Origin of the sequence: Allokutzneria oryzae (assembly GCF_042429765.1) — a bacterium.
Classification (GTDB): Bacteria; Actinomycetota; Actinomycetes; order Mycobacteriales; family Pseudonocardiaceae; genus Allokutzneria; species Allokutzneria oryzae.
The window spans coordinates 262,355-287,468 of record NZ_JBHLZU010000018.1 but is presented as its reverse complement, the minus strand read 5'-3'; the positions used below and the strand labels follow the sequence as shown (position 1 = coordinate 287,468).

Here is a 25,114-nt window from a genome sequence, read left to right as displayed (position 1 = left end):
CCGGCGCCTCCACCACACGCGCCCCCCATTTTTCGCGTTTTTCCACCTTGACGTGAAATGAGAGCGCTCTTTTGCGCATCAAGGTGACAAAACGCGAATAGCCGCGGGCGCGAGCGGCCACGAGCGGCCGCGTGAGCCCGCGAGAGCCCGTGTGCGGTGCGGCCAGGTCGGGGTTCCGTGGGCTGGTGGGGCCAGCCGACGTACGCCTTCACCACCAGCGCAGGAAGGCCACGCCGGTGGTCAGCCCGACCAGCCCGAGCACGAGCAGCGTGACCGGGAAGATCCACGTCCACACCGTGTAGAGCGTGCCGATCGCGGGTGCTCTCGGGTCCACGTACACGCACACCCTCTTGCCCACCCCGAACGAGCTCTGCCGCCGGGTACCGGTCCAGCTCCGTCGCACCCGGCCGTCGATCTCGTACTCCACCTGCGGCTCGTACCCGCTCTCCCCGGCGCGCGAGCGGTTGGCGACGATCATGCCGCCGACCTTGCGGGAGGCGCGCGCGAAGCGGAGGGCGCCCACGAGCACGCCGAGCCCCGCCACCCCGAGCAGGGCGGAGAACAGCGGGAACACCAGCGGGGCCAGCTCGACCAGACCGGCGGTCGCGTGCGCCGGGGCCAGCCAGGCCGCGACCAGCAGCAGGACTCCGTAGCCGACCAGCGCGCCCGGCATGACCGTGCGCGGTGTGGTGGTCAGCCGCAGCGCCGAGGGGTGCTGGCGGCAGGGGTGCACCAGGATCTCGTCGCCGACCTCGACGGCGAGGCGGGTGGGCGCCAGCTCGATCCGCTCGCCGTCACGCGGACCGGCCAGCAGCCGTAACGTCGCGGTCCGCTTCCCTCCGGTGCTCGGCACCACCTCCTCGACCCGCGCCCGTGCCAGGGAACGCATCGCGGTGCGCCGTTGCAGCAGCCAGCCGACGCCACTGACCAGCACGAGCCCGCCGATGACGGACAGGGCGATGCGGGTGGTGTCCTTGGCGACCACGACGTCGGTGGCGAAGTCGGCGAGGATGCTGCTCATGGCTCCGTGATAGCTCTCTCACCCGTTCGTGTTGCTACTCCGGTGGCGATCGATACCAACTCGGCGCATGCCGGAGGCCGCTCGGCCCAGTCGGCGGAGCCGCTCGGAGCAGCCCGGTCTCAGCCGAGGTAACGAAGCAGTCCGTCGGTGATCGCGTCCGCGTACCGGGCCCGCCCCGCCGCGCTGGAGATCTGCGCGGCGTCCTCGGGATGGCGCATGTTGCCACATTCGATCATCACGGCGGGCCGCGTGGAGTGGTTCACGCCCGCGATGTCCGCCCTGCCGTGCAGCCCGTTGGAGCCGATGTAGTTCGACAGCGGGAAACCCTTGGCGCGCAGGGTGTCCCGCAGCGCCGCGGCCAGCTTCGCGGTGGGTGCGCCCTGTGCCGAGTTCAGCGGTGGGGCGGAGTAGATGATGTGGAAGCCGCGGGCGGTCGGCGAGTTGGAGCCGTCGGCGTGGATGGAGACCACCGCGTCGGCCCCGGCCTGGTTGCCGATCCTGGCGCGCTCGTCGACGCAGGGCCCGACGCCGCTGTCGCTGTCGCGGGTCATGACCACCTTGACGCCCTTGGCGGTCAGCTCCTCGCGCACCCTGACGGCGACGTCCCAGGTGAAGGAGTGCTCGGCGTACCCGGCGTTGGTGGACGCGCCGGTGGTGTTGCACGCCTTCGTCCCGCCGCGCCCGTCCGGGACCTGCTTCTTGATCGCCGACGAGTTGGTGCCGTTGCCGCCGTTGTGCCCCGGATCGAGCACGACGGTCCTCCCCGCCGGTTTGGCCGTGGTGGTCGGTGCGGGCGGCTGGGAGGTCGTCGGCGACGGGTCGGCCGGCAGCGGCGGCGCCGCGTCCGACGTCGCCGCGGGTGGCGGGGCCGTGCCGGACGGCGGGGCCGCGGAGGGGTCCCCGCACGCGGTGAAGACCAACGCAACGGAACCGGCCAGCAGGATGCTCAAGTCGCGGCGTCGCACGTGCTACACGGTGCCAGACGCGACGCGACTACCCTGAACCACGCTTGTTCTGCGCGTTCGACGACGCGCGCCCCGCCGAGAGGAGCCGTTTTGCAGCCCGGTGGCATGCCTGACATGCAGCAGATCCTGCAGCAGGCCCAGCAGATGCAGCAGCAGCTCATGGTCGCCCAGCAGGAGCTGGCCGAGGCCGAGGTGACCGGCAACGCCGGTGGCGGCCTGGTCACCGCGACCGTCTCCGGTGCGGGTGAGCTCAAGGCGCTCACCATCGACCCCAAGGTGATCGACCCGGAGGACCCGGACACGCTGGCCGACCTGGTGGTCGCCGCGGTCCGCGACGCCAACACCAACGCGCAGCAGCTCGCCGCGCGCACCATGGGCCCGCTCGCCGGCGGCCTCGGTGGCTTCGGTGACGGTCCCGGCGGTCTCGCGCTGCCCGGGATGTAGGCGAAGGCAGACGTGTACGAAGGACCGGTCCAGGACCTGATCGACGAGCTCGGCCGACTGCCGGGCGTCGGGCCCAAGAGCGCGCAGCGCATCGCCTTCCACCTGCTGGCCGCCGAGCCCGCGGACATCACGCGGCTCCAGGAGGTGCTGCAGAAGGTCAAGGAGGGCATCCAGTTCTGCGAGGTGTGCGGCAACGTCTCCGAGGAGACGACCTGCCGCATCTGCCGCGACCCGCGCCGCGACCTGTCCATGGTGTGCGTCGTGGAGGAGCCGAAGGACGTGCTCGCCATCGAGCGCACCCGCGAGTTCAAGGGCCGCTACCACGTGCTGGGCGGCGCGCTCGACCCGTTGTCCGGCGTGGGCCCCGACCAGCTGCGCATCCGCGACCTGCTGTCCAGGATCGGCACCACCCTGGACGGCGTGGACATCACGGAGATCATCATCGCCACCGACCCGAACACCGAGGGCGAGGCGACGGCGACCTACCTGACGCGCATGCTCAAGGACTTCCCCGGTCTCACGGTCACCCGCCTCGCCTCCGGCCTGCCGATGGGGGGCGACCTGGAGTTCGCCGACGAGCTCACCCTGGGCCGGGCCCTCTCCGGCCGCCGCGCCATGTGACCTTCCCTTCCGCGGGAGGAGATGCGCGTGGGGATCGACGAGGTCGTGGGGTTGGTCGAGGCGGCTCCGGCCAGGCTCGGCGCGGTGAAGCTGGTCGCCGTGGACGGGCCGTCCGGGGCGGGCAAGACCACCGCCGCCGCCCGGCTGGTCGAGGCGCTGGGCGTCGAGCGGACCGCGCTCGTGCCGACCGACCACTTCGCCACCTGGGACGAGCCCGTGTCGTGGTGGCCGAGGCTGGTCGCCGGGGTGCTCGACCCTTTCCGGCGTGGGGAGCCCGCACGGTACCGGCGGGTCGAATGGTCGGATGGGTCGCCCCGGGAGGGCGCCGAGGTGCGTCTCGACACGCCCGAGATCCTCGTGCTGGAGGGAGTTTCCAGCGGGCGTCGTTCGATCGGCCCGTTGCTGTCCGTGTTGGTATGGGTCCGTTCCGGTGATCGTGAGAGTCGCCTGATCAGGGCGGTTGCCCGAGACGGCGAAGCGTGCCGGGAACCGCTCCGGCGCTGGCAGGACTTCGAGTCCGGCTGGTTCGCGGTGGACGGGACCGCCTCACGCGCCGACTGCGCGCTGTCCGGACACCGCCGTGAGTAGCAGCGCATTGACGCCAGAAAGCGGTGTGACTCGCAGGTAACACCGGCGAAAATTCACCCGATCTTACGGCGTTCTGCGTGGCCGGATCGTGACCTCAGACACTCGGCAACAGAGCCGTAAGGGGTTAGTGTCGGCCACCACACACAGTGACATCGGACCATGAGGTGTGCGCGATGCCCAAGAATTTCACTGCGCTCAGATCCCCCATGCGCAGGTTGGCGGTGGTCGGCGTCGCCGGCGCCACCGTGCTGTCTCTGGCGGCGTGTGCCCAGTCTCAGCGCGGCAACGACACCGCGGGACAGGGCAAGGTCGGCGGGACCATGACCTTCGGCGCTGAGGGTGCGCCGAAGCTGTTCGACCCGTTCTACGCCACCGACGGCGCCACCTTCCGCATCTCCCGGCAGATCTTCGAGGGTCTGGTCGGCTTCGAGCCGGGCACCGCCAAGGCCACGCCAGAGCTCGCCGAGAAGTGGGCATCGAGTCCGGACGGCAAGACCTGGACCTTCACGCTGCGGGAGGGCGTGAAGTTCCACGACAACACCGACTTCAACGCCGAGGCGGTCTGCTTCAACTTCAACCGCTGGTACAACCAGAAGGGCGCGGGGCAGAGCGACGCCGTCTCGCAGTACTGGGTGGACAACTTCGGCGGGTTCTCCGACGGCGCCAAGCCCTCGCTGTACAAGTCCTGCACCGCCAAGGACCCCAAGACCGCCGTCGTCGAGCTGACCGCGACCACGTCGAAGTTCCCCGACGTGCTCGGCCTGCCGTCGTTCTCGATGCAGAGCCCGACCGCGATGCAGAAGTTCAAGGCCGACGACGTCGAGGCCCAGGGCGACAGCTTCAAGTTCAACGACTACGCGCTGAAGAACCCGACCGGCACCGGGCCGTTCAAGTTCGTCAACTACGACACCGCGAACAACTCGGTCGAGCTGGCCCGCTTCGACGGCTACCGCGGTGACAAGGCCAAGCTGGACAAGCTGATCTTCAAGATCATCCCCGACGAGACCGCGCGCAAGCAGGCGCTGCAGACCGGGGACATCGACGGCTACGACTACCCGGCCCCCGCGGACTGGGCGCAGCTGAAGAACCAGGGCTTCAACGTGGCGATCCGCCCGGCGTTCAACATCATGTACCTGGGCTTCACCCAGAAGAACAACGCCAAGCTCAAGGACATCAAGGTCCGGCAGGCCATCGCGCACGCGATCAACCGCGAGCAGCTGGTCAAGTCGCAGCTGCCCGAGGGCGCGAGCGTGGCCACCCAGTTCATCCCGGACACCGTCGACGGCTACAACCCCGACGTCAAGAAGATCGAGTACAGCACCGCGAAGGCGAAGCAGCTGCTCGCCGAGGCGGGCGCGTCCGACCTGACGGTCAACTTCTACTGGCCCAGCGAGGTCACCCGGCCGTACATGCCCAACCCGAAGGACATCTTCGGCGCGATCTCGGCCGACCTCCAGGCCGCGGGCATCAAGGTCAACGTCACCACCAAGCCGTGGAACGGCGGCTACCTGACCGACGTTGACCAGGGCAAGGCCGACCTGTTCCTGCTCGGCTGGACCGGTGACTACAACACCGTGGACAACTTCGTCGGCACCTTCTTCGGCAACCCGGAGAACCGCTTCTACACCGCGGGCTCCGCGTGGGGCACCAAGCTCGCCGCCGACCTGAAGAAGGCCGACGCCGAGCCGAACAAGGCCGCCCGCGACCAGCTCTACAAGGGGCTGAACAAGCAGATCATGGAGGAGTACCTGCCGGGTGTCCCGCTGTCGCACTCGCCGCCGGCGCTGGTGCTGAAGAAGGACATCAAGGGCCTGGTTCCCAGCCCGCTGACCGCAGAGGAGTTCGGTCCCGTCAGCAAGGGCTGACGAGCGGTACCGAACTCGCTCCCACCACGAGAACAACGGGATAGCCAGTGCTCCGCTTCACCGTGCGGCGGCTGATCCAGCTTGTCGGGGTCGTCGCGGTGTTGTCACTGCTGCTCTTCGCGTGGCTGCGCTCGCTCCCAGGAGGGCCGGTAACGGCCCTCCTGGGTGAGCGCGGCACCGAGGAGTCGCGCGCGCGACTCACCGCCGAGCTCGGCCTCGACCAGCCGATCATCACGCAGTACTTCAAGTTCATCGGTCGTGCCCTCTCCGGCGACTTCGGGACATCGACGGGGGTGCAGCCGGGGACGCCAGCCATGGACATCTTCCTGGAGCGCTTCCCTGCCACGTTGGAGCTGAGCATCTTCGCGATCATCATCGCGGTGGCGTTCGGCATCCCGCTCGGCTACCTCGCGGCCAAGCGCCGCGGTGGCTGGCTGGACAACGCCGGTGTCGTCGGCTCGCTGGTCGGCGTCGCCGTGCCCGTCTTCTTCCTCGCGTTCCTGCTGAAGTACGTCTTCGCGGTGAACCTCCAGTGGCTTCCCTCCTACGGGCGCCAGTCCGACGCGCTGGAGGCAACGCGGGTCACCGGGTTCTTCGTGCTCGACGGCATCCTGACGCAGGAGTGGGACGCCGCGTGGGACGCCTTCGTGCACCTCATCCTGCCCGGCGTCGCGCTCGCGACCATCCCGTTCGCGGTGATCTTCCGGATCACCCGCGCCGCGGTGCTGGACGTGCTGGACGAGGACTACGTGCGGACCGCGGAGTCCAAGGGCCTCACCCTCCAGACCATCCGGACCAGGCACGTCGTGCGCAACGCGATGCTGCCGGTGGTCACCACGATCGGCCTGCAGACCGGCGCCCTGCTCGCGGGGGCGGTGCTGACCGAGAAGGTCTTCGCCTACCCGGGGCTCGGCGAGGCGCTGGCGATCAGCTTCGAGCGCCGGGACTACGCCGTGCTCCAGATGGTGATCCTGATGGCCGCGCTGGTGTACGTGGTGATCAACCTGTTGGTCGACCTGTCCTACGCGTTGATCGATCCGCGCATCCGGACCAGGTGAGGGGAGGAAAGCAGTGACCACAACTCGTAAGGAGCGCCTCGACGCGCTCGCCTCCACCTCAGGAGCCAAGGCCGACGACAGCGGTGTCAGCCTGGCCGCCAGCGCGTGGCGCAGGCTCCGCCGCAACCCGGTCTTCCTGCTGGGTGCGGGGATCGTGGCGGCGTTCGTGCTCGTCGCGCTGCTCTCGCCGTTGCTGGCGCCGCACGACCCGAGCGCCCGCATGCTGGCCGACCAGGTCATCAAGGCGCGCAACGAGATCCCGCCCGCCCAGGCGGGGCATCCGCTCGGCGGCGATCTCCAGGGGCGGGACCTGTTGTCCCGCTTGCTGATCGGCTCCCAGCAGACGCTGATGGTCGGCGTGCTGGCCACGTTCCTCGGCCTGATCGGCGGCATGGTGCTCGGCACGCTCGCCGGCGCGCTCGGCGGCTGGGTCGACTCGCTGGTGATGCGCGCGGTCGACGTCATGCTCTCCATCCCGAGCCTGCTGCTGGCGGTCTCGGTCGGGGTGCTGTTCTCGCCGCCGAACATCTACACGGTCATCGTGGCGGTGGCCATCGTCCAGGTGCCGATCTTCGCCCGGCTGCTGCGCGGATCGATGCTGGCGCAACGGCACAGCGACCACGTGCTGGCCGCGCGCTCGCTCGGTGTCAAGCCGGGGGCGATCGTGTTCCGGCACATGCTGCCGAACTCGCTCGGCCCGGTGATCGTGCAGTCGACCCTGGTGCTCGCGGTGGCCATCATCGACGCCGCCGCGCTGTCCTTCCTCGGCCTCGGCAACCCCGACGACTCCATTCCGGAGTGGGGCCAGATGCTGGGCACCTCGCAGCAGGTCTTCGACAGCCACCCCAACCTGGCGTTCTGGCCCGCGGGCTGCATCATCGTGGTCGCGCTCGGCTTCACCCTCATGGGCGAGGCGCTGCGCGAGGCACTCGACCCGAAGAACCGGCGGTGATTTCCCTTGGCACTGCTTGAGGTTCGCGATCTCAGCGTCGTGTTCCAGCGCAAGGGCGAACAGCCCTTCACCGCGGTGGACGGCGTGAGCTTCGACGTGGAGCCCGGCCAGACGGTCGGGCTGGTCGGTGAGTCCGGCTGCGGCAAGTCGGTCACCTCACTGGCGATCATGGGTCTGCTGCCCCGGCGCGGCCCGAAGATCTCCGGCTCCGTGCGCTTCGAGGGCACCGAGCTGTTGTCCTTGTCGGACAAGCAGATGCGCGACCGCCGCGGTCGCGACCTCGGCATGGTCTTCCAGGACCCGTTGTCCTCGCTGAACCCGGTCATCCCGATCGGGCTCCAGGTCACCGAGGTGCTGGAGCGGCACCGGGGGATGAGCCGCAAGGCCGCCCAGCCGCACGCCGCCGACCTGCTGGACAAGGTGGGAATCCCGGACCCGAAGCGGCGGCTGGACGAGTACCCGCACCAGCTCTCCGGCGGCATGCGCCAGCGCGCGCTGATCGCGATGGCGCTGGCGTGCAAGCCGAGGCTGCTCATCGCCGACGAGCCCACCACCGCGCTCGACGTGACCATCCAGGCCCAGATCCTGTCGCTGCTGGCGGAGCTGGTGAAGGACACCGAGACCGCGCTGGTCATGATCACCCACGACCTCGGGGTGGTCGCGGGCCTGTGCGACGAGGTGAACGTGCTCTACGGCGGGCGCGTCGTGGAGCGGGCGCAGCGGCACGAGCTGTTCAAGCGGCCACGGCACCCGTACACCCACGGCCTGCTGGAGTCGATTCCCCGGCTGGACGCGCCGCGCGGTGAGCGGCTGCGGCCGATCAAGGGCTCCGTCGCGGACAACATCCCGTGGACCGGTGGGTGCGCGTTCGCGCCGCGCTGTCCGAACGCGCTGGACACCTGCGTGGAGCGGACCCCGGCGATGGAGGCCGACGACGGCCGCCTGCTGCGCTGCCACAACCCGGTTGAGCAGGAGGTGCCCGCATGAGCACGTTGGTCAGCGTCCAGGACCTGAAGGTGCACTTCCCGATCAAGCGCGGCATCGTGCTCGATCGCACCGTCGGCTACGTCTACGCGGTGGACGGGGTCGACCTGGAGATCCGCAAGGGTGAGACCTACGGCCTGGTCGGCGAGTCCGGCTGCGGCAAGTCCACCCTGGGCAGGGCGATGCTGCGGCTGACCGAGCCCACCGGCGGCAAGGTCGTCTTCGACGGCACCGACCTGTCCACCATGAAGGGCGAGCCGCTGCGGAAGATGCGGCGCCGCATGCAGATGGTGTTCCAGGACCCGCTGTCCTCCTTGGACCCGCGCCAGTCGGTGGAGTCCATCCTCGTCGAGGGCCTGCGCGCGCACGACCTCGACAAGGACAAGGCGGCCACCGCCAAGCGGCTGCGCGAGCTGCTCTCCGCCGTCGGCCTGCCGTCGACCTCGCTGCGCAAGTACCCGCACGAGTTCTCCGGCGGTCAGCGGCAGCGCATCGGCATCGCCAGATCGCTGTCGGTCAACCCGGACCTGATCGTGGCCGACGAGCCGGTCTCCGCGCTCGACGTGTCGGTGCAGGCCCAGGTGGTGAACCTGCTGGAGGACCTCCAGGTCGAGTTCGGCCTCACCTACCTGGTGATCGCGCACGACCTGGCGGTGGTGCGGCACATCTCCGACCGGGTCGGCGTGATGTACCTGGGCGGCCTGGTCGAGGAGGCCACCTCCGACACCCTCTACGCCCAGCCGCTGCACCCCTACACCCGGGCGCTGCTGTCCGCGGTGCCGGTGCCCGACCCGGAGCTGGAGGACCGCCGCGAGCGGATCCTGCTCACCGGCGACCTGCCCTCGCCCGCCGCGCCGCCCGCCGGCTGCCGGTTCCACACCCGCTGCCCGTGGCGGCAGCCGGGCAAGTGCGACACCGAGCGGCCCGTCCTGCGCGAACTGGCGCCGGGGCACCGGGTGGCCTGCCACTGGGCCGAGGACATCCGCGACGGCAAGATCCAGCCGCACTCGGTGGAGCCGGAGCTGGTCGAGGTCACCGACGCGATCTCCCCGGATCTCAGCGCGGCCGGCCCAGCCTCGGTCACCGAGGTGATCTAGCCGCTGCGTCCGAGGAGGGGCGTCCGACCGGGCGCCCCTCCTGCGTTCTCCCGGCTGCTCCGCGTGAGGTCTCTGGGGAGGTGCGCCCCTCGACGGGGCGAAACGGTGACGCCGAACAGTGGAAACCCGCGCGACTCCCATCAGAGGTCAGCGCTTTTTTAGTCCGCTTTGTGAACATCAGACGCAGCCCGGTCGGTGTGTGCGCAAACACGTGTCGACCGGGTGAGTCCGGTGGATGGCCTGCCCCATCCACTCCCTGCACACGGACTGAGAAAGAGGGCCGAGCATGTCTATCACCGTTCGGACTGCACGTTCCGCCGCCGTCGCCATCACCGCCCTCGTCGCGGCGCTTGGCATGAGCACGCTGGCCCCGGCCGGGGCCGACCCGCTGGTGGGCGGGCTGAACGCACCGATCGGCGACACCGCGATGGGGTCGCAGATCGCCAAGCACGAGGGCGTCTCCGCCGAGCGCGCCCGCAGCATCACCGACCTGGCTCCGGTCGACGCGAGCGCCGTGGCCTCGGTGCCGGGCATCGACGTCAGTGGCCACCAGGGCAACGTGAACTGGCAGGCCTACTGGAACCAGGGCAAGCGGTTCGCCTACGTCAAGGCCACCGAGGGCACCGGCTACAAGAACCCGTACTTCGCCCAGCAGTACAACGGCTCCTTCAACGTGGGCATGATCCGGGGCTCGTACCACTTCGCGCTGCCGAACCGCTCCAGCGGCGCCGCCCAGGCCAACTACTTCGTCAACAACGGCGGTGGCTGGTCGGGCGACGGCAAGACGCTGCCCGGTGCGCTGGACATCGAGTACAACCCGTACGGCGCGACCTGCTACGGCCTGAGCCAGGCCGCGATGGTCAGTTGGATCAAGGACTTCTCCGACACCTACCGCAGCCGCACCGGTCGCTACCCGACGATCTACACCAGCACCAGCTGGTGGTCGCAGTGCACCGGCAACCGTGGCGACTTCAGCAAGACCAACCCGCTGTGGGTCGCCCGTTACGCCGCCAGCGTCGGCCCCCTGCCGCACGCGTGGGGCTTCTACACCATCTGGCAGTACTCCGAGTCCCCGATCGACCAGAACTCCTTCAACGGCGCCTACGACCGTCTGCAGGCGCTGGCCAGGGGCTGATCGGTTCCCTGTGACATGTGATGTGCGATGAGAGCGGCCGCCGACACCCGTGTCGGCGGCCGTTTCGCATACTGGGCTCGTGTTGCTCAGAGAAGAACGCGAAGCCGTCGTCCGCATCTGCCGCCTCATGTCCGCCGAAGGACTCGTGGTGGGTACCGCGGGCAACATCAGCGTGCGCAAGGACGAGCTGATCGCGATCACGCCGAGCGGGCTGGCCTACGACGCGCTGACGCCCGAGCTCGTGTCCGTGTGCGACCTGAGCGGGACACCCGTCGACTCGCCCCTCAAGCCGACCAGTGAGCTGCCCATGCACTCCGCGGCTTACCTCCAGTCCATGCCCGGCGCCGTCGTGCACACGCACTCCGTCGCGGCGACCGCGTTGTCCTGCCTGGTGGACGAGATCCCACCGGTGCACTACTACCTGGGCCTGTTCGGCGGGAGCGTGCGCGTGGCGCCGTATGCGCTCTACGGCAGCCCTGAGCTGGCCGAGAACATGTGCCGGGCGATGACCGACCGTTCGGCCTGCCTGCTCGCCAACCACGGCGCGGTCGTCCTCGGGACCACGCTGGAGGAGACCTACGAGCGGGCGAAGTACCTGGAATGGATCTGTGAGGTCGCGCTGCGCGTCCAGTCGGCCGGGCTGCCCCCGCGGCTGCTGGGGGAGGAGCGGATGGCCGAGGCGGTCGGGCGCCTGGCGACCTACGGCCAGAAGGCGCCCCGGAAGTAGCGGCTCAGTAGTTCGCGGCGCGTTCGCGCTGCTCGGCCAGGGACTCGGCGGCCTTGGCCTGCGCCCGCTTCACCGCGTAGCCGATCGGCAGGCTGACCAGCACGGTCATCCCGATCGACAGGGCGATCGCGACGAACGGCTCGGAGATCAGCTGGCCGCCGGTGTAGCCGATCAGGGTGGCGTAGGTGGACCACAGGGCGGAGCCGATCGTGGCCACCGGGAGGAACCTCGGCATGCCCATCCGGAACGCGCCCGCGAGCACGGCGCCGACGATGCCGCCACCGGGGATGAACCGCCCGGCGACCATCATCGGCTCGCCGCGGTCGTCCAGCTGCGCGCGCAGCCAGGCGAGGGCGGCGGCGGTGCGCGGCTTGTCCTCGAAGCGCTCGACGGCACGCATCCCGACCCGGCTGCCGATGGTGTAGTTGAACAGGTCCGATGCCAGGCAGCCCGCCGTCGCGACCAGGATGACCGTGATCAGCTGCACCTGACCGTTCGCGGCGAGCACCGCGCATCCGATGACGGCGGCCTCGGTCGGCAGCAGCGGCACGGCCGCGACGACGAACATCAGCAGCAGCGCCAGCTCGGGTGCCTGGGCGAAGGTCACGAGTCCAGTAACGCCTTACCTCGGCCGCGGGGCACCTGCCTCGCGGGCATCTTCAGCAAGTCATCAGCTCTTGCTCGGTGGGGCCAGCTCCGTGCGAGCCCGGCGCAGCAGGGACAACACCGCGCGGTCCACTCTGTTGCTCGTGCCGGCCCGGGCGAGAGCCGTCGGACCGACTCGGCGCACTCTACTGCCCATCGTGATTCCGTGCTCGAACGCATCGATGACATACGGGTCCACATAGGATTTTCGACACACCGCCGGAGTGTTTCCCAGCTCCTCGGCCACTTCCCGCACCGCGGCTGTCACAGCCCGTTGCCGACCCCGCTTCGACTCCGGCCGCGGCGCCGCTGCCAGCGCGATCGCCGCCAGAACTGTCGCATTCCAGGTTCTGAGATCTTTGATCGTGAATGGACCCCCGCTGATCTCCCTGAAGAAGTGGTTCATTTCCTCGGAGCGCACGTTGTGCCAGCTTCGACTGTCCCAATAGGACAAAAGTTCTGGATTCGGGTCATGTCGCCGCACCAGTGCGCGAACAACCTCGCGGACCTGGTCGTCCTCGATGACCACCTCGCGGTCGAGACCGCCCTTGGCGACATAGCTCACACGGACGCGGCCGCCCCGAAGCGCGATGTGCTCCCGCAGCAGCGTGGCCAGTCCGAAGCTGCCGTTGTCCCTGGCGTAGCTGTGCCCGCCCGATCGGAACGCGCCGAGCTCCGCCATCCGCACGGCGGCCGCGAGCACCCGGTCCCTGCTCAACCCCCGTCCGGCGAGCAGCTCGGCGACCTTGTCGCGCACCCTGGGCATGCGCGCGCCGAGCCTGAGCACGCGGTCGAACTTCTCGGAGTTCCGCCGCTCGGTCCAGACGGGGTGGTAGAGGTACTGCCTGCGCCCGGCCTCGTCGACCCCGACGGCCTGGATGTGCCCGTTCGGCGCGGCACAGATCCACACGTCCCGCCACGCCGGCGGGATCACCAGCGCCTTGATCCGCCGCAGCCGCACCCACGACCAGTACCCGCCACCCCCTTCGGCCATTCGCGGGCTTATGGACCTGTTCAGAGCTCCGAACACGTCCTAAAGCCCGCGAATGGCCGGTAAGGGGCTCAGCGGTAGGCGCGGTTGACGGCGGAGAGGACCGCGCGCAGGGAGGCGGTGACGATCGAGCCGTCCACGCCGACGCCCCACAGGACGCGGTCGCCGACGGTGGTCTCGACGTAGGCGGCGGCGCGGGCGTCGTCACCAGCCGACATGGCGTGCTCGGCGTAGTCCAGCACTCGCACGTCGTAGCCCACTGTGGCCAGCGCGTCCACGAACGCCGCGATCGGGCCGTTGCCGCGGCCGGTCACCTCGTGGCCCTCGTCCTCGACGCGCACGACGGCCTCGATCTCGTCGTGGCCGTGACCGTCGTCGGAGAGGCGGTGCCGGACGAGCCGGACCGGGCTGACCCGGTCCAGGTACTCGGTGGCGAAGACGTCCCAGATGCCCTTGGGGTCGATCTCGCCGCCCTCGTTGTCGGTGACCTCCTGGACCAGCTTGGAGAACTCGATCTGCAGGCGGCGCGGCAGGTCGAGCTGGTGCTCGGCCTTCATCACGTAGGCGACGCCGCCCTTGCCGGACTGCGAGTTCACCCGGATCACGGCCTCGTAGCTGCGGCCGACGTCCTTGGGGTCGATCGGCAGGTACGGGACCTCCCACGGGAAGTCGTCAACGTGCTCGCCCGCGGCCTTGGCCTCGCGCTCCAGGGCCTCGAAGCCCTTCTTGATCGCGTCCTGGTGGCTGCCGGAGAACGCCGTGTAGACCAGGTCGCCGCCGTAGGGGTGGCGCTCCGGGACGGCCAGCTGGTTGCAGTACTCGACCGTGCGGCGGATCTCGTCGATGTCGGAGAGGTCGACCTGCGGGTCGATGCCCTGGCTGAACAGGTTCATCGCCAGCGTGACCAGGCAGACGTTGCCGGTGCGCTCGCCGTTGCCGAACAGGCAGCCCTCGATGCGGTCCGCCCCGGCCTGGTAGCCCAGCTCGGCCGCCGCGACGCCGGTGCCGCGGTCGTTGTGCGGGTGCAGGCTGAGCACCACCGCGTCGCGGCGCTCCAGGTTGCGGTGCATCCACTCGATGGAGTCCGCGTAGACGTTGGGCGTGGCCATCTCGACCGTGGCGGGCAGGTTGATGATCGCCGGGCGCTGCGGGGTCGGCTGCCAGATCTCGGTGACGGCGTTGCAGACCTCGACGGCGTAGCTCAGCTCGGTGCCGGTGTAGGACTCCGGGGAGTACTGGAAGCGGAAGTTGGTCTCCGGGTGCTTGCCCGCCAGGTCCTGCACCAGGTGCGCGGCGTCGGTCGCGATCTTCTTGATGCCCGCGCGCTCGGAGTTGAACACCACGCGGCGCTGCAGCACCGAGGTCGAGTTGTAGATGTGCACGATCGCGTTCTGCGCGCCCTCCAGTGCCTGGAAGGTGCGCTCGATCAGCTCGGCGCGGCACTGGGTCAGCACCTGGATGGTGACGTCCGACGGGATCGCGTCGTCGGTGATGATCTCGCGGACGAAGTCGTAGTCGGTCTGGCTGGCCGCGGGGAAGCCGACCTCGATCTCCTTGTAGCCCATGCGCACCAGCAGGTCGAACATCCGCCGCTTGCGCGCCGGGGACATCGGGTCGATCAGCGCCTGGTTGCCGTCGCGCAGGTCCACGGCGCACCACTGCGGCGCCCGGTCGATGATCTTGTCCGGCCAGGTGCGGTCGGCCAGCGAGACCGGCTCGACGAGCTCGGCGAACGGCCGGTACCGGTGGTACGGCATCGAGCTGCCGCGCTGGGTGTTCCACGCGGGCTGGTCGGCCGGGGCGGGCCTGGAGGGCGTGTTCAGCCTGCTGGCCGAGGCGGAGAAGGTGGCGGGGTCGATCGTCATCGCTGGGTGGCTCCTGCGTGCCGGGGAAGAGGCGACCGGCGCGGTGAAGGCCGCAGCCGTATCCCGCGACGGGGGGCCGGTCTGGTCAGACCCCGTCGCGGCGAAGAAGGAGCAGGGCACGCGCCACGGGGTCAGGGTAACCACGCGGGGGTCGGTGGGTGAAACCCGTGTCCCACATGCTGAGCGCGCTTGGGGAGCCGTCGCGTTGGGTACCCGGTCGGGTGACAGCAGTGGCAGCAGTCGAGCAAGGGGTGACGTCCATGGTTGCCAGGGACCGCGTCCGCAGTGGTGGCTCCGTCGTCGCGTCGGTCGTCCGCGCCGTCGGCACGGTCATCGCGCTCATCCTCCTCGCCCACGTGATCTTCGCACTGACCTCGGTCAACGAGGCCAACGTCCTGGTCCAGTTCGTCGCGAGCTGGGCGAACGCGCTGGCGCTGTGGTTCGTCAACCTCTTCGTCACCGGCAACGGCACGATGGACCTGATCCTCAACTTCGGGCTGGCCATCCTGTTCTGGCTGGTCGTGACCAACATCGTGGTCCGGCTGGTCCGCCGCTCCGCCTGATGTCCGATCGTTGTTACTCGTGCGTAGTCCGTCGCGTCGGGTCGTGTCAGACTCCCGGACATGGCCAACCACGCTGAGCGTGACCGGACCGGGGACGCCAAGGCGATCGCCGTCCGCTCCGCAGGCGTGCTCGCCCAGGTCATCCGCTGGGCGGGCACGCTGATCGCCGCGCTGCTCGTCGTGCACGTGATCCTCACCGTCGGCGGAGCGAACCAGGACAACGGCATCACCCGCTTCGTGCGCGAGTGGGCCGACCCGCTGGCGCTCGGGTTCCGCGACCTGTTCCCGGCCGACCGCCCGGAGACGGCCGTCCTGGTGAACTACGGCGTCGCGGCGATCTTCTGGCTGGTGGCCACCTCGATCGTGGTCCGGCTCCTCCGCCGGGTGACTGCTTAGCTCGGCGCGACCAGGTCGTGTCCTGCAAGTGGCACCACCACCCCATCACCGCACCACCCCCTGACACCCTCACCCACGTGCCCCTCATTTCGCGTTTTGTAGCCTTAATGCGAAACGAGAGCGCTCTTTTGCGCATTTAGGTGACAAAACGCGAAAACCCGGCCACGCGTGCACGGGGGGACGTGCGGGGCAGGCGCTAGAAGGCCGGAGTGCCCCAGTCCGAGCCGAAGACCAGCTCGTCGAGCGGCTTGCGGCTGCGTGGCTTGGTGTCCCGCTCCACCAGGCCCGGGTCCACGCCCTCGCCGTCGCCGAAGTGGCCGATCGCTATGGCCACCAACGGTTCCATGCCTTCTGGCAGTTCGAAGGCCGCCTTGGCGGCATCGGGGCTGAAGCCCGCCATCTGGTGCGCCACAAGGCCTTCCGCCACCGCTTGCAGCACCAGGTTCTGCGTCGCGAGACCGAGGCCGTACTCGGCGTAGGGGACCGGTTCGCCGTCCTCGCCCCGCGTCACGGCGATGCCGAGGACCAGCGCTCCGGCCGACCCCGCCCAGCTCTTGTTGCCGCGGGTCAGGGTCGCGTAGATGCGCTCGAACGTCGGGTCGCCGCGCTTGCCGACCAGGTACCGCGCCGGTTGGCTGTTGCCCCAGGACGGCGCCCATCGCGCGGCCTCGAACAGCGCGCGCAGCTGCCCGTCGGTGATCTCCGCCTTCGGGTCGAGCACCCGCGGGCTCCACCGCTCGGCGATCACCTGGTGCAGCGGCGCACTCGTCTCGGCGGGACGGTGCGCACTCAGTTCGGCCACCACAAACTCCCTAGCTAGATCGCATAGGCCCATGAGGTGATCGCGTAGGCCCCGAACCACGCGCTCAGCGAGGCCACCGCGACCAGGACGCCGACCACTGTGCCAGTGCGGCGCTTCGCCAGCCCAACGGCGATCGGCACCAGCAACACGAACGCTGGCAACAGCAGCCGCAACTTCGAGCTCATCAGCCCGTTGGAGGCGTAGTCCATCAGCATCAGCACCGCCGCGTAGACCAGCAGTGGCACCGGCAGCTTCTGCGCGACTCCCAACGCGAACAGCACGATCGCCGCGACGAGCAGCACCACAGTCGCCACTTCGAGTACCGACCTGCCGGAGACCAACGCGTTGACGCTGAACCGCAGGGTCGCCGCACCACCGTCGAAGCGCGAGTCCCAGCCGCGTTGCTGCAGGGCGAACCAGCCGCCCCACTCGCCGGTGCGCGAGGCGACCCAAGCGAGGTAGCCCGCCAGTCCGCTCGGTGCGATCACCGCCGCCGCCCACGGGCGCCACCCGTCTTCGCGGCGCACGATCGCGATCACCGCCGCGACGCCGACCGCCGCGACCACCGCCGCCGCCGACGGCCGGACCAGCCCGGCGAGCGCGCACAGGACTCCCGCCGAGAGCCAGTGCCGCTCCACGACCATCACCAGCGCCCACACCGCCAGCGCGCAGAACAGCGCCTCGGAGTAAGCCATCGACAGCACGACCGCCATCGGCGAGGACGCGAAGAGGACCACCAGGACCAGGCCGAGCCGTCGGCCAGTGAACCGGTTGCCGAACTGTTCGCTGATTCGCTGGCCGAGTCGGACCAGGCCGTACGAACAGACCACCCCGGCAACCACGCTCACCGCGAGCGCGCCGGAGACCAGTCCGACGCCCGGCAGCTCCGACAACACGCGCACGAGCACGGGGTAGCCGGGGAAGAACGCCAGCGGGGTCTCGGCGCTGCGCCGGTGGAAGGCGTCCACCAGTCCCGGGCCGACGCCGTCGTAGCCGTGTTCGGCCAGCGCGAGGTACCACTGGCCGTCCCAGGACAGCAGCGCCGAGCCCGCGCTCATGCGGTTGGCGCCCGCCATCCACTCCAGGACCAGGACCGCGAACTGCCGCACCGCCAGGTAGAGCGCGCCGGGTGTGAGTACCGCCACGATCGCACCCGCCTTGGCTGGCAATTGCCACAGGCGCGGAAAGGAGTTCCCGGTGACCTCCGACACGGGCCCGGAGCCGGCCGTCACCTGCGTCACCGAAGATCCTCCACGGGAAGTCCGGACCGGCGAACGGATCTCCTCCAGCCCCGGCGCGTCATCGTGTGGTCTGCCACACGGCCGCTGAGGCTATGCCCATTCCGAACGCGAGTGTTGGCACGTCACCCAAGGTGGTGGCGTCCCGAAGTGCGAAAACGAGCTGGTGGACTGGTACCGCCTCGTGAGTAGGCTGGCCCGCAGACTGCGATGGCGCGGTCCCAGGTCTTGCCTGCACCAGGCCCGTCGCGCCCGCGCCACAGCGGGCACGGCCGGGCCGTCGTTCGGAGGAGGTTCGGTGGCGCTCGTCGTCCAGAAGTACGGCGGATCATCGCTGGAAAACGCTGAGCGAATCAAACGAGTGGCCGAACGGATCGTCGAGACCCGCAAAGCGGGCAACGACGTGGTCGTGGCCGTCTCGGCCATGGGTGACACGACCGACGACCTGCTCGACCTCGCCAGCCAGGTCTCCCCGGTGCCGCCGGACCGCGAGCTCGACATGCTGCTCACCTCGGGTGAGCGGATCTCGATGTCCCTGCTGGCCATGGCGATCCACTCGCTCGGCGCGGAGGCGCGGTCCTACACCGGCTCGCAGGCCGGCGTGATCACCACGTCCGTGCACGGCAAGGCGCGCATCATCGACGTGACGCCCAGCCGCATCCAGGAGTCGCTGGACGCGGGCGCGATCACCATCGTCGCCGGGTTCCAGGGCGTCAGCCAGGACACCAAGGACATCACCACCCTCGGCAGGGGTGGCACCGACACGACCGCCGTCGCGCTGGCCGCCGCGCTCGGCGCCGACGTCTGCGAGATCTACACCGACGTGGACGGCGTCTACAGCGCCGACCCGCGCATCGTGCCCAACGCCAAGAAGCTCGACAGCATCACCTACGAGGAGATGCTGGAGATGGCCGCGTGCGGCGCGAAGGTGCTGATGCTGCGCTGTGTGGAGTACGGGCGCCGCAACAACGTCGCCATCCATGTCCGCTCGTCGTTCAACAACAAGCCCGGAACCATCGTGTCCGGGTCCATGGAGGACCTTCCCGTGGAACAGGCCATGATCACCGGCGTCGCGCACGACCGGTCCGAAGCCAAGATCACCGTCACCGGCGTCCCGGACCACCCCGGCGTCGCAGCCAGGATCTTCCGCGTGATCGCCGAGGCCGAGCTGAACATCGACATGGTGGTGCAGAACATCTCCCAGGTCGCCACCGGCCGCACCGACCTGACCTTCACCCTGCCCAAGACCGACGGCCCCGTCGCGGTCGAGGCGCTGGAGCGGGTCCGCGAGGAGATCGGCTTCGAGCAGGTCCGCTTCGACGAGCACGTCGGCAAGGTCTCGCTGGTCGGCGCGGGCATGCGCTCGCACCCCGGCGTCACCGCCGTCTTCTGCGAGGCCCTCGCCGAGGCCGGGGTCAACATCGAGATCATCTCCACCTCGGAGATCCGCATCTCGGTGGTCTGCCGCGACACCCAGCTCGACGACGCCGTGCGCGCGCTGCACGAGGCCTTCGACCTGGGCAGCTCCGAGGAAGCCGTCGTCTACGCCGGAACCGGGAGGTGAGCGGGATGTCGCGTCCCACCCTCGCCCTGGTCGGCGCGACCGGAGCCGTCGGCACGGTCATGATCGACATCATCAACGGCCGCGAGTCCGTGCCGTGGGGGGAGATCCGGCTGATCGCCTCCCCGCGCTCCGCGGGCAAGCGGATCACCGTTCGCGGCGAGTCCCTTGAGGTCATCGCGCTGTCGGCGGAGGCCTTCGACGGCGTCGACGTGGCCATGTTCGACGTGCCGGACGCGGTCTCCGCGGAGTGGGCGCCGATCGCCGCCGCGCGTGGCGCCGTCGCCGTGGACAACTCCGGCGCGTTCCGGATGGACGACGACGTGCCACTGGTGGTGCCGGAGGTGAACGCCGACCAGGTCGCCAACCGGCCGCGCGGCATCATCGCCAACCCCAACTGCACGACGCTGTCGATGATGGCGGCGCTCGGCGCGCTGCATCACCGCTTCGGCCTGCGTGAGCTGGTCGTCGCGTCCTACCAGGCCGCCTCCGGTGCGGGGCAGGAAGGCATCGACCGCCTCTACGCCGAGGCCGCAGCGGTCGCGGGCAAGGGCGTCGGCAACCGCGCCGGTGACGTGCGCGAGGCGCTTGAGGCCGCCGGACTGTCCTCTTCGGACTCCCCGTTCCCGGCCCCGTTGGCGTTCAACGTGGTTCCGTGGGCGGGCTCGCAGCGCGACGGCGGCTGGTCGAGCGAGGAGCTGAAGGTGCGCAACGAGTCCCGCAAGATCCTGGGCATCCCGGACCTGAAGGTCTCCGCCACCTGCGTGCGCGTTCCCGTTGTCACCACGCACTCCCTCGCGGTGCACGCGGTCTTCGTCGAGGAGGTCACCGTCGCGCAGGCGCGGGAGATCTTCGAGGCGCAGCCCAGCATCCGCCTCGTCGACGACGCGGCCAACGGGGTGTTCCCGACCCCCGCGGACGTGGTCGGCGGTGACCCCACCTATGTGGGCCGCATCCGGCAGGCGCTGGACTTCCCGAACACCCTGGACTTCTTCGTCTGCGGTGACAACCTGCGCAAGGGCGCGGCGCTCAACACCTACGAGATCGCCGAGTCCCTCGCCTGAGTCCTGGTAGGAATGACCCGTGACGACACGGGTTGTGCTTGGGGTCGACCTGGGCAGCACGGCCACGAAGGTGGTCGCAGCTGACTCCTCGGCCGAGGTGCGTGTGCTCGCCGAGCGCGGTTATCCGATGCTCGGCGAGCACCCCGGCGAAGCGGTGCACGACCCGATCCAGGTCCTCACCGCCGCCCTCGAAGCGCTCACCGAGTGCGTTGTCCACTGTGAGCAGAAGGGGCTGGAGGTCGCGGGGCTCGCGCTCACCGGCGCGATGCACACCCTGATGGCCCTCGACGCCGACAACACTCCGCTCACGCACGCGTTGAGCTGGGCCGACAACCGGGCCGCCGACCAGGCCGCCCGCATCAAGGCCAGTCCCGCCGGAAGCGCTCTGCACCACGCCACCGGCACTCCCGTGCACCCGTTCGCCCCGCTGTCCAAGCTCGTGTGGTTCCAGGAGAAGTCCACCGTTCGAGCGGCGAAATGGTGCAGCCTCAAGGACTTCGTGCTTCTGCACCTCACCGGTCGCCTCGCGACCGAGCACTCCTACGCCTCCGGCTCCGGCCTGATGAACATGCGGACCCTGGACTGGCACCCGGAGTCGTTGCGGCTGGCGGGAATCACCGCTGACCAGCTGCCGGAGTTGCTGGCGCCCACCGATGTTCTGCCGCTCACCGCCAACATCGATGGCCTGCCCACCGGTCTTCCCGTTGTCGCTGGCGGGGGAGACGGCCCGCTGGCCAACCTCGGCGTCGGCGCCGTCGTGCCGGGCATGGCCGCGTTGTCGCTGGGCACCAGCGGAGCGCTGCGCGTGGTCCGTGACGAGCCCGGCATCGACGAGCACTGCCGCGTGTTCTGCTACGCGATCGGCGACGGCCTTTGGGTGCTCGGCGGCGCGGTCAGCAACGGCGGCAGCGTCGCGAAGTGGGCGGCGGAAGCCTTTGGCGCCAACGACATCGGTGACCTGCTCGTCGAGGCGGAGAGCGTCCCGCCCGGCGCGCGCGGACTGTTGGCACTGCCGTACCTGCTCGGCGAGCGCGCACCGTGGTGGGACCCGGACCCGCGCGCGATGATCATCGGACTGCGCCGCGAGCACGGCCGCGCGGAGATCGTCCGCGCCCTGGTCGAAGGCGTCGGCCAGCAGCTGGCCCTGGTCCGGGACGCGGTCGCCGCGACGGGAGCCGCCATCGACCGCGTCCGCGCCACCGGCGGTGCGTTCCGGTCGCCGGTCTGGGCCGACGTGGTCTCCGCCTGCCTGGGCACGGATCTCGAACTCGCCGAGGACAGCGAGGGATCGGGTCTCGGCGCGGCACTGCTCGGCTGGCGCGCGCTCGGCGAGCTCTCCTCGCTGCGCGCTGCCGCCGACCTCGTCGAGCCGGTCGGCATCGTGCGGCCCCACCCGGCGAACGCGGCACGCTCGGCCGCGGCCAGGCCGGTGGTCGAGCGCGCCTACGAGGCGCTGCGCACGCTCTCCGCCGAGCTGACCGACGCGGTCGCCGGGGTCGAGCGCTGAAACATCAGCACGAGGGCGACCAGCGCGGCCAAGGCGCCCGCGGTCACGAAGCCCATGGCGGGCGTGGTCGCGTCCATGACCGCTCCCACGATCGGCGCCCCCATCGCGCTGCCGAGGGTGAGCGCGGACTGCTGGAGGCCCATCACCTCACCGCGCACCGCCTCCGGCGCGAGCCTGCTGATCCACTCGCTGGTCGCTGAGATGACCGGGGCGCACAGCGCGCCCGCCGGCAGGATCGCCAAGCACAGCCACCACCAGTCGGTGGCGATGCCGATCGGGATGGTCAACAGCCCCATCACGCCCATCAGCGCCAACGGTGAGACCGACCTGCTCATGCCGCCGTAGACGAAACCGCCGGTCAGCGAGGCCAGGCACCACACGACGATCACGACCCCGGTCCACGAGACCTGGCCGTGGCGCTCGAGGGTGGCCACGACGGCGACGTCGGTGCCCGCGAGCACCAGGGTCGCGCCCGCGGAGATCGCCAGCGCGCCGACGAGCTCCTTGGTCAGCCACTCCTTGCGCGGGACCGGGCGCACCGGGCCGGAGCTCTCCCCGGAGCGGATCGGCGGGTTGACCAGGTAGAGCACGAGCCCGGAGAGCACGAGGCCACCGCCGATGGCCACCAGGGTGACCGTGGTGGAGACCTGGGTCGCCAGCAGCACGCCCAGCGCCGGGCCGAGCATGTAGCTGGTCTCCACGAAGATCGAGTCCAGCGAGAACGCCGCCTTGCGGTGCTCCGGCGGCACGATCGCGGCCATCGCCTGCCGTGAGGTCGCGCCAACCGGCAAGGTCATGAACCCGCCGAGCAGGGCGGTGCCGAGCAGCGCCGCGTAGGGCAGCGACGGCGCGATGAACCAGAACGTGGCCTCGCCGATCGTGGTGATCACCAGCATCAGCCGCAGCCCGCGCCGGTCGACCAGCCTGCCGAACAGCGGCCCGCTCAGCGTCATGCCGATGGTGGCGAACGCGGTGACCAGGCCGGCGGCCCCGTAACCCTCTTTCAGGGACAGCACCACGTGCAGCGTGATCGCGACGCCGACGGCGCTGCCGGGGATCCGGGCCAACAACGAGATCAGCAGCAGGCGCCGAACACCCGGCAGGGCGAACACCTGCCGGTACGGGGAGAGGGCCACCCGCTCATGAGACTCCTGTTCCTCGTGGGTGCTCAACAGGTTTTTTCGCGGGTTGTCGAGTTTTCGACACCGCGACCGGCTCCAGAAGAGGCGGGGGACTGAGGGCCGTTCCCCGCGCTCTTGACCTCAACGTAGGTCGAGGTCCTAGCGTGAAGGTCTTCACGACGACGGTTCGCGGCCCGGCCGCGGTGGAAGGATCAGGTGCATGACGGTCACGGTGGTGGGCATCGGCGGCTCGATCCGGGCGGACTCGCAGTCCGAACGCGCGCTGCGGGTCGCCCTGGCGGGAGCGGAGGAGGCTGGGGCGCGCACGGTCGCGATCTCCGGCTCCGACCTGGTGCTGCCGTTCTACGACCCCGCCGTCTCCGCCCGCACCGACGCCGCCCGCAGACTGGTGGACACCGTGCGCGGGGCCGACGGCGTCGTCCTCGTCTCGCCGGGCTACCACGGCACCGTCTCCGGTCTGCTCAAGAACGCACTCGACTACATCGAGGACCTGCGCGACGAGCCGCATCCGTACCTCGACGGCCGAGCGGTCGGCTGCGTCGCGACGGCCTACGGCTGGCAGGCGTCGGTGACCACGCTGACCGCGCTGCGCGCGATCGTGCACGCCCTCCGCGGCTGGCCGACCCCGCTCGGCGTGGCGCTGAACTCCACCGAAGTGATCTTCGACGGCGATGGCTGCTGCTCGGACGAGAAGGCCAACGGCAACCTCCGCACGATCGGCCGCCAGGTCGTCGAGTTCGCTCTTTCCCGCAGGGAACCCGTTTCCCCTCGTTAGAGTCGTGACGTGACCGAGAAACCGCTCATCGAGCTGCAACCGGCCAAGGAGAACGCCCAGAAGGCGTTGGAACGCGCGGTCGGCCAGGGCAGGCTGACCCTCGACCAGTTCACCGAGCGCGTGGACCAGGTCTGGCAGGCCGAGAGCCACACCGAGCTGGCGAAGGCGACCACCGGCCTGCCGGAGCCGCTCGGCCAGGAGAACGTCGTCGTGGTCGGCAGTGTGCGGAACTCGGTCTTCGACGACGTCGAGCGCAGCGGCCGGTTCGCGCTGCGCTCCGGCACCACGGTCTCCTCGGTCTTCGGCGACGTGCGCCTGGACCTGCGGAACGCGGTGATCACCGACGACGTCGTGGAGATCACCGGCAGCACGGTCTTCGGCGACATCAAGGTGACGGTGCCCGAAGGCGTCCAGGTCGAGGTGAGCTCGAAGCTGTTCTTCGGCACGGAGAAGCTGCGCGTCGCCGAGGTGCCCCGCATCCCGGGCTCCCCGGTGATCAGGCTGGTGGCGAAGACCTTCTTCGGCGACGTGAAGGTCCGCAGCAAGCGGACGTGACCCGAGTCGCTGTTAGCGGCGCCCGTACGCGGGTATCCGTCTCCTGCGGAGTTGAGGAGGAGACGATGAGTCCGATCACGAGCCCCTTGAGTGACGCCGCGACGCAGGCGACCGGTGCCGCGTTGCAGGGTGCCCTCGTCGACCTGGTGGATCTGTCCCTGGTGGCCAAGCAGGCGCACTGGAACGTGGTGGGCAGGCAGTTCCGCGACGTCCACCTCCAGCTCGACGAGCTGGTCACGGCGAGCCGGGAGTTCACCGACCAGGTCGCGGAGCGAGCCGCTGCGATCGGCGTCTCCCCGGACGGCCGGGCGGCCACGGTGGTGCAGACCTCGGGTGTGCCGCGCTTCCCAGAGGGCTGGCAGCAGGCGTCCGACGTGGTGAACGCGGTGGTCGCCGCCTTGGACACGGTGGTCCAGCGCATGAGGGCCAGGGTGGACGAGACGGAGAAGGCCGACCCGGTCACCCAGGACCTGCTGATCGCGGTCACGGCGAAGCTGGAGGAGGCCCGCTGGATGTGGCAGGCCCAACTCACCTGACCACGTCCCCCGAGTCA

26 protein-coding genes are annotated in these 25,114 nt (G+C 69.8%); 18 read left to right on the top strand and 8 right to left on the bottom strand.

Annotated features, from left to right (window positions below):
* Positions 1-208: 208 nt before the first annotated feature.
* Together ACFFQA_RS20515 and ACFFQA_RS20510 are read right to left on the bottom strand one after the other, a co-directional pair.
* Complete coding sequence (locus ACFFQA_RS20515; protein ID WP_377854457.1) at positions 209-1,021, bottom strand: DUF3592 domain-containing protein; 813 nt, start codon at positions 1,019-1,021, stop codon at positions 209-211.
* Between the two features lie 119 nt (positions 1,022-1,140).
* On the bottom strand, positions 1,141-1,986 hold the full coding sequence (locus ACFFQA_RS20510; protein WP_377854454.1) for an N-acetylmuramoyl-L-alanine amidase: 846 nt from the start codon (positions 1,984-1,986) through the stop codon (positions 1,141-1,143).
* A 114-nt stretch (positions 1,987-2,100) separates the two neighbouring features.
* Between ACFFQA_RS20510 and ACFFQA_RS20505 the strand changes: the two genes are divergently transcribed.
* The 10 genes from ACFFQA_RS20505 to ACFFQA_RS20460 all read left to right on the top strand — a co-directional run bounded on the left by ACFFQA_RS20505 (position 2,101) and on the right by ACFFQA_RS20460 (position 11,457).
* Positions 2,101-2,430 carry a YbaB/EbfC family nucleoid-associated protein gene (locus tag ACFFQA_RS20505; protein WP_377854451.1) on the top strand — a complete coding sequence of 110 codons (330 nt, stop codon included), beginning with the start codon at positions 2,101-2,103 and terminating at the stop codon, positions 2,428-2,430.
* A 12-nt stretch (positions 2,431-2,442) separates the two neighbouring features.
* A complete protein-coding gene (gene recR / locus ACFFQA_RS20500) occupies positions 2,443-3,051 on the top strand; it encodes a recombination mediator RecR (protein WP_377854448.1) in 609 nt (202 codons plus the stop codon).
* A gap of 21 nt (positions 3,052-3,072) precedes the next feature.
* Complete coding sequence (locus ACFFQA_RS20495; protein ID WP_377854445.1) at positions 3,073-3,639, top strand: uridine kinase family protein; 567 nt, start codon at positions 3,073-3,075, stop codon at positions 3,637-3,639.
* Positions 3,640-3,812: 173 nt separating this feature from the next.
* The gene (locus tag ACFFQA_RS20490) at positions 3,813-5,504 is read left to right on the top strand and encodes an ABC transporter substrate-binding protein (RefSeq protein ID WP_377854442.1); all 1,692 of its coding nucleotides are present in this window, start codon (positions 3,813-3,815) and stop codon (positions 5,502-5,504) included.
* Between the two features lie 47 nt (positions 5,505-5,551).
* Positions 5,552-6,562 carry an ABC transporter permease gene (locus ACFFQA_RS20485; protein ID WP_377854439.1) on the top strand — a complete coding sequence of 337 codons (1,011 nt, stop codon included), beginning with the start codon at positions 5,552-5,554 and terminating at the stop codon, positions 6,560-6,562.
* Positions 6,563-6,575: 13 nt separating this feature from the next.
* The gene (locus ACFFQA_RS20480; RefSeq protein ID WP_377854436.1) at positions 6,576-7,514 is read left to right on the top strand and encodes an ABC transporter permease; all 939 of its coding nucleotides are present in this window, start codon (positions 6,576-6,578) and stop codon (positions 7,512-7,514) included.
* A gap of 6 nt (positions 7,515-7,520) precedes the next feature.
* On the top strand, positions 7,521-8,501 hold the full coding sequence (locus tag ACFFQA_RS20475; protein WP_377854433.1) for an ABC transporter ATP-binding protein: 981 nt from the start codon (positions 7,521-7,523) through the stop codon (positions 8,499-8,501).
* Positions 8,498-9,595: an ABC transporter ATP-binding protein gene (locus ACFFQA_RS20470; protein WP_377854430.1), complete on the top strand. Its 1,098-nt coding sequence runs from the start codon at positions 8,498-8,500 to the stop codon at positions 9,593-9,595. Before ACFFQA_RS20475 ends, ACFFQA_RS20470 begins: the two co-directional genes overlap by 4 nt.
* A 286-nt stretch (positions 9,596-9,881) precedes the next feature.
* Positions 9,882-10,730: a lysozyme gene (locus ACFFQA_RS20465; RefSeq protein WP_377854427.1), complete on the top strand. Its 849-nt coding sequence runs from the start codon at positions 9,882-9,884 to the stop codon at positions 10,728-10,730.
* A 79-nt stretch (positions 10,731-10,809) separates the two neighbouring features.
* Positions 10,810-11,457 carry a class II aldolase/adducin family protein gene (locus ACFFQA_RS20460; protein ID WP_377854424.1) on the top strand — a complete coding sequence of 216 codons (648 nt, stop codon included), beginning with the start codon at positions 10,810-10,812 and terminating at the stop codon, positions 11,455-11,457.
* 4 nt (positions 11,458-11,461) lie between these two features.
* On the opposite strand, the gene ACFFQA_RS20455 is transcribed toward ACFFQA_RS20460, so the two are convergent.
* The 3 genes from ACFFQA_RS20455 to leuA form a co-directional block, all read right to left on the bottom strand.
* Positions 11,462-12,064 carry a DedA family protein gene (locus ACFFQA_RS20455; RefSeq protein ID WP_377854421.1) on the bottom strand — a complete coding sequence of 201 codons (603 nt, stop codon included), beginning with the start codon at positions 12,062-12,064 and terminating at the stop codon, positions 11,462-11,464.
* Between the two features lie 63 nt (positions 12,065-12,127).
* Positions 12,128-13,096, bottom strand: a complete 969-nt coding sequence (locus ACFFQA_RS20450) for a DNA topoisomerase IB (protein ID WP_377854418.1) — start codon at positions 13,094-13,096, stop codon at positions 12,128-12,130.
* A gap of 68 nt (positions 13,097-13,164) precedes the next feature.
* The gene (leuA, locus tag ACFFQA_RS20445) at positions 13,165-14,958 is read right to left on the bottom strand and encodes a 2-isopropylmalate synthase (protein WP_377854416.1); all 1,794 of its coding nucleotides are present in this window, start codon (positions 14,956-14,958) and stop codon (positions 13,165-13,167) included.
* A 260-nt stretch (positions 14,959-15,218) separates the two neighbouring features.
* On the opposite strand from leuA, the gene ACFFQA_RS20440 reads away from it, so the two are divergent.
* Both ACFFQA_RS20440 and ACFFQA_RS20435 read left to right on the top strand, forming a co-directional pair.
* Complete coding sequence (locus ACFFQA_RS20440) at positions 15,219-15,521, top strand: hypothetical protein (protein ID WP_377854413.1); 303 nt, start codon at positions 15,219-15,221, stop codon at positions 15,519-15,521.
* A gap of 60 nt (positions 15,522-15,581) precedes the next feature.
* Positions 15,582-15,917 (top strand): hypothetical protein, encoded by a 336-nt coding sequence (locus tag ACFFQA_RS20435; RefSeq protein WP_377854410.1) that lies wholly within the window; start codon positions 15,582-15,584, stop codon positions 15,915-15,917.
* 196 nt (positions 15,918-16,113) lie between these two features.
* Here ACFFQA_RS20435 and ACFFQA_RS20430 read toward each other — a convergent pair whose 3' ends face one another.
* Positions 16,114-16,752, bottom strand: a complete 639-nt coding sequence (locus tag ACFFQA_RS20430; RefSeq protein WP_377854407.1) for a nitroreductase family protein — start codon at positions 16,750-16,752, stop codon at positions 16,114-16,116.
* Complete coding sequence (locus ACFFQA_RS20425; RefSeq protein ID WP_377854404.1) at positions 16,734-17,864, bottom strand: hypothetical protein; 1,131 nt, start codon at positions 17,862-17,864, stop codon at positions 16,734-16,736. The genes ACFFQA_RS20430 and ACFFQA_RS20425 overlap by 19 nt, the downstream gene beginning before the upstream one ends.
* Before the next feature lie 391 nt (positions 17,865-18,255).
* Here ACFFQA_RS20425 and ACFFQA_RS20420 point away from each other — a divergent pair, with 391 nt between their 5' ends.
* Genes ACFFQA_RS20420 through ACFFQA_RS20410 form a run of 3 tightly spaced genes read left to right on the top strand, consistent with a single transcriptional unit; the run spans position 18,256 to position 22,089 of the window.
* A complete protein-coding gene (locus ACFFQA_RS20420) occupies positions 18,256-19,521 on the top strand; it encodes an aspartate kinase (RefSeq protein ID WP_377854401.1) in 1,266 nt (421 codons plus the stop codon).
* A gap of 5 nt (positions 19,522-19,526) precedes the next feature.
* The gene (locus tag ACFFQA_RS20415) at positions 19,527-20,582 is read left to right on the top strand and encodes an aspartate-semialdehyde dehydrogenase (protein WP_377854398.1); all 1,056 of its coding nucleotides are present in this window, start codon (positions 19,527-19,529) and stop codon (positions 20,580-20,582) included.
* A gap of 19 nt (positions 20,583-20,601) precedes the next feature.
* Positions 20,602-22,089 (top strand): gluconokinase, encoded by a 1,488-nt coding sequence (locus ACFFQA_RS20410; protein ID WP_377854395.1) that lies wholly within the window; start codon positions 20,602-20,604, stop codon positions 22,087-22,089.
* Here ACFFQA_RS20410 and ACFFQA_RS20405 read toward each other — a convergent pair.
* Positions 22,026-23,225: an MFS transporter gene (locus ACFFQA_RS20405; protein ID WP_377854392.1), complete on the bottom strand. Its 1,200-nt coding sequence runs from the start codon at positions 23,223-23,225 to the stop codon at positions 22,026-22,028. The genes ACFFQA_RS20410 and ACFFQA_RS20405 overlap by 64 nt on opposite strands.
* A 205-nt stretch (positions 23,226-23,430) precedes the next feature.
* Here ACFFQA_RS20405 and ACFFQA_RS20400 point away from each other — a divergent pair, with 205 nt between their 5' ends.
* The 3 genes from ACFFQA_RS20400 to ACFFQA_RS20390 all read left to right on the top strand — a co-directional run bounded on the left by ACFFQA_RS20400 (position 23,431) and on the right by ACFFQA_RS20390 (position 25,097).
* The gene (locus ACFFQA_RS20400; RefSeq protein ID WP_377854389.1) at positions 23,431-24,006 is read left to right on the top strand and encodes an NADPH-dependent FMN reductase; all 576 of its coding nucleotides are present in this window, start codon (positions 23,431-23,433) and stop codon (positions 24,004-24,006) included.
* Positions 24,007-24,015: 9 nt separating this feature from the next.
* Complete coding sequence (locus tag ACFFQA_RS20395; protein WP_377854386.1) at positions 24,016-24,561, top strand: DUF1707 SHOCT-like domain-containing protein; 546 nt, start codon at positions 24,016-24,018, stop codon at positions 24,559-24,561.
* 65 nt (positions 24,562-24,626) lie between these two features.
* Positions 24,627-25,097: a Dps family protein gene (locus ACFFQA_RS20390; RefSeq protein ID WP_377854383.1), complete on the top strand. Its 471-nt coding sequence runs from the start codon at positions 24,627-24,629 to the stop codon at positions 25,095-25,097.
* Positions 25,098-25,114 lie beyond the last annotated feature (17 nt).